This is a genomic window from Novosphingobium sp. AAP1 (genome assembly GCF_001295765.1).
GTDB classification, from domain to species: Bacteria; Pseudomonadota; Alphaproteobacteria; order Sphingomonadales; family Sphingomonadaceae; genus Novosphingobium; species Novosphingobium capsulatum.
The window spans coordinates 1-3,743 of record NZ_LJHO01000036.1 but is presented as its reverse complement, the minus strand read 5'-3'; the positions used below and the strand labels follow the sequence as shown (position 1 = coordinate 3,743).

Sequence of the window (3,743 nt, the reverse complement as noted above, 5' to 3'; positions counted from 1 at the left end):
CATCGCCCAGTTGCGGACATTAATGGCGCCAAGGCTCAATCGCAGCGATTAAAATTGCCATCATTCCAAAAGGCACTGATACCGCTGCAAACTTGAGGAGCCCAGCGTTCGCTGACTTGAACGAAACGTGCGTTCCGCGAAATGCCTTCTGAGTAAGCGTCCGGCCTCGGTCGTGTTGTCAGGTTGATGCGCCATCGCGATGAGCCGGCCTTACGCAGTGTCCATTCGCACTGCGTAAGGAGAGTGCGTTGGGCAGGGTTGAGATCATCACCGGGGTGGAGCGGCGGCGCCGGTATTCGGATGACGAGCGCGCGGCGGTTCTGGCGATGTGCGATGAGCCCAAGGCCACGATCGTGGGCGTGGCCAAGCGATTGGGAATGTCGCCGGGGCTGATCCATGGCTGGCGACGGATGCGCCGCGAGGCGGAGAAGCTTTCCAGCGAACCGCTGCAATTCATTGCTTATGGCTCGGTGGCGGAACCGACAGGCCAAGCGCTTACCCCCACCCCGGTGGCGGCACCGCCTGCGCCGGTACAGCACACCACCGCCGAAGAACTGACCCGCCCACATCCCGGCTCCCGACCCGGTGCGATTGACGTCGATTTGCCCGGCGGCATCCGCCTGTCGGTGGACAGCTACGTCAATGAGAAAGCACTGGCGCGGGTGCTGCGCGCCTTGCGTGATATGGCATGATCTCGCTGGCGCCGGGCACCAAGGTCTATCTGGCGAGCAAACCGGTCAGCATGCGGCTCGGATTCGATGGGCTTGCCGCGCTGGTCCGCCCTTTGTTCGCGGTCGAGCCCTATGGCGGCCATGTCTTTCTGTTTCGCAGCAAGAGCGGCAATTATCTGAAGGCGCTGCATTGGGATGGCAGCGGGCTTTGCCTGTTCTCCAAGCGTCTGGAACGCAGCCGTTTCGTATGGCCACCCTTGATCGAGGGCGGCGTTGTGCTGACCCCGGCGCAGTTCGCTTTGCTGATCGAGGCGATGGATTGGCGGCGCACGGTGGCGCCCGAACCACCCCGCACACCAGCTCAACTTTGATGTCACAACTGGCGCAAATCCGGGCTTTTTGCTTGGGCAAAGGGGCGGATCCTGCTAGCGGGAAGCGTGTCTCCCGACGATCTCGAACTGCCTGTTGATCCAGCAGAATTGCGCGCATTTGCCGCCGCTATGCTGGCGCGCGCGATGGCTTCGGAACAGGCGCTGGCTGCCGAGAGAACCGCCCATGACGAGACCCGCGAGAAGCTGGAGGTGGCGCAAAACTCGATTAAGCTGACGGCGCTGCAGATCGAGAAGTTCAAGGTTCAACTGGCCCGCCTGCGGCGCATGAAGTTCGGCCAATCCTCCGAGCGTCTGGCGGAGCAAGCCGATCAGCTTGAGCTGACGCTGGAAGACCTTGAGGCCGAGCATGCCCATGCCGAGTGCGTGGTCGAAGGCGGCGTGCCCGATGATGCGCCTACCAAGGCGGCGCTACGAAAGCCGCGCCGTGCGCCACTGCCCGACCATCTCCCCCGCGATGAGGTCATGCACCCCGCGCCGGATGCCGATGGCTGCTCGGCCTGTGGCGGCACGATGGGCAAGCTGGGCGAGGACGTGACCGAGGTGCTGGAATATGTCCCGGGGCGGTTTCGGGTCACTCGTCATGTTCGGCCCAGGCTTTCCTGCAATCGCTGTGACGCCATCAGCCAGGCCCCGGCTCCGGGGCTTCCCGTGCCGCGTGGTCGCGCCGGTCCGGGCTTGCTCGCCCACGTCATCGTCTCGAAGTTTGCCGATCACCTGCCGCTCTATCGCCAATCGCAGATCTATGCGCGCGAAGGCGTGGAGATCAGCCGCTCGACGATGGCCAACTGGCTGGGCCAGGCAAGCTGGCTGCTGCAACCGCTGGTCGACAAGATTGCCGATCACGTGATGGCCAGCGTCAAACTCCACGCCGACGACACGCCCGTTCCGGTGCTGGCGCCAGGGACCGGGAAGACCGCCACGGGCAGGCTGTGGGTCTATCTGCGCGACAACCGACGATGGGAGGTATCGGACAGACCGGCAGCGCTGTTTCGCTATAGCCCCGATCGCAAGGGTGAGCGACCACGCGAACACCTCAAATCATTCGCAGGATTTCTGCAAGCCGATGCCTATGCCGGTTTCGAGCGGCTTTACGCGCCTGACCGAGAGCCTGGGCTGATAACGCCTGTCGCCTGCTGGGCGCATGCACGGCGCAAGCTGTATGACGTCTTCAAGGCGGATGAGCATTCCGTGGCGCGCCATGGGCTGGATATGATCCGCGACCTTTACACCATCGAGCGCCAGATCGCCGATGTGTCGGCGGAGGAACGGCGGCAAGCCCGTGCGGTGTCAAAAGCCAAGGCGCTGGAGTTCTTCGTCTGGGCCGATGATGTGCTGTCCAGGGCTTCGGCCCGCTCACCGCTGGCAGAGGCGTTGCGCTATGCCGTGAAGCTCAAGCCCCAACTCCTGACCTACACCGAGGATGGCAGGCTGGAGATCGACAACAACCCGGCAGAAAATGCCCTGCGGGGGATATGTCTGGGCCGCAAAATTGGCTGTTCGCTGGTGCCGATTGCGGCGGTGAGCGCGCCGCCGCCATGTATTCGCTGCTGGAAACCGCCAAGCTCAATGGCGTCAACCCGCAGGAGTGGCTGGCCGACGTGCTCGATCGCATCGGCAAGGGCCATCCGATCAACCGGATCGATGAGCTGCTGCCGTGGAATTGGCGTCCATATTAATCCTCAGCCTCCAAGAGAAACAAACCGATGCGATCATCGTCCATGCTGACGTAAGCCGCTTCGACAGTTGAGGTCGTTATAGGATTCCACTCGTTTCCTACAACATTGGCCAGATTAGTCACCGCCGGGCCTTTGAATAGCGAATAGAAGCCCTCGGAACAGTTCCTAGCCTCGCCGTCAGGTAGCCAATCGATATTGTGACCGACAAGGTCTCTTTTAAGAATATTGGTTAGATAGCCTGCTGGATCAGATCCCTTCTCACCGAGATCGACCCAACCATCGCCAATTGGCGTAAAGCCGAGTTTTTTGACAAATAAGTCCGCTGCTTCACGCGGTGAACCGGGGTATTCGGCTCGCCTTCCTTGGCGAACTGTTACTTCTGCCTCACCACCCAGCAATGCAGTGGCAGCTCGAGCGAACCTATCGAAATCGTCCATAGCGACACATAAGCGCAATTCCGGAACACACACAACGGAACGCTATCGAAACCTGTCGCCCCTCCACGCGCAAAACCGGACGCTTACCCTTCTGATTGGCTTTCCGAAGGAAGGGAATGAACTCACTAACCGCATTTGCAGAGAGCATTGCAATCGGAATTACAATGAACGCGATGCCAATGATGACGTAAAAGGCTGCAGCCCCTACAAGAGGCATATCCCTCTCGGGCTGGCTCCCTCTAAGGAGAGCATAAAGCTTAAAGCTCACTGCAGCCCACAGGTATCCAAATGCGAGCATCAATAGCGTTTCGCAGTTCTTGACCCACCAAGGCAGCTGTGCCTTAACCGCTCTGCTTTCAGTATAGTCGAGCGTTCGTGCTCGTCTTCGCATAAACCCCAAAAGCACCAGCAGCGGAAGGGCAAGGAGGCCTGCGGTCCATACAGCTTGTATGACTGGCATAAATTAACCTCCCAGAACGTGCCGGCAATGACAAGGCCGGATGTCCCCCGCCCACCAGAATGAGCTTGGCGGCATGCGCTGGCAAGCTACCATTGCCTGAATGACTG

Annotated in this window: 3 protein-coding genes and 1 pseudogene; 3 read left to right on the top strand and 1 reads right to left on the bottom strand. The window is 60.5% G+C overall.

Annotated elements, in window-relative coordinates; translation table 11 throughout:
• Positions 1-248 precede the first annotated feature (248 nt).
• The 3 genes and pseudogenes from IP65_RS20595 to IP65_RS20585 all read left to right on the top strand — a co-directional run bounded on the left by IP65_RS20595 (position 249) and on the right by IP65_RS20585 (position 2,739).
• Positions 249-692: a transposase gene (locus IP65_RS20595; RefSeq protein WP_054132904.1), complete on the top strand. Its 444-nt coding sequence runs from the start codon at positions 249-251 to the stop codon at positions 690-692.
• Complete coding sequence (tnpB, locus tag IP65_RS20590) at positions 689-1,042, top strand: IS66 family insertion sequence element accessory protein TnpB (RefSeq protein WP_054132903.1); 354 nt, start codon at positions 689-691, stop codon at positions 1,040-1,042. The genes IP65_RS20595 and tnpB overlap by 4 nt, the downstream gene beginning before the upstream one ends.
• Before the next feature lie 129 nt (positions 1,043-1,171).
• A pseudogene (locus IP65_RS20585) lies at positions 1,172-2,739 on the top strand (IS66 family transposase).
• On the opposite strand, the gene IP65_RS21590 reads toward IP65_RS20585, so the two are convergent.
• Positions 2,736-3,176, bottom strand: coding sequence for a hypothetical protein (locus tag IP65_RS21590; protein ID WP_156306821.1), 441 nt, complete (start codon positions 3,174-3,176; stop codon positions 2,736-2,738). The pseudogene IP65_RS20585 and the gene IP65_RS21590 overlap by 4 nt on opposite strands.
• Between the last annotated feature and the right edge of the window lie 567 nt (positions 3,177-3,743).

Bases quoted from the DNA above. Each gene is read 5' to 3' on its own strand.
- tnpB (WP_054132903.1), top strand. From the start codon at position 689: ATGATCTCGCTGGCGCCGGGCACCAAGGTCTATCTGGCGAGCAAACCG.
- IP65_RS21590 (WP_156306821.1), bottom strand. From the start codon at position 3,176: ATGGACGATTTCGATAGGTTCGCTCGAGCTGCCACTGCATTGCTGGGT.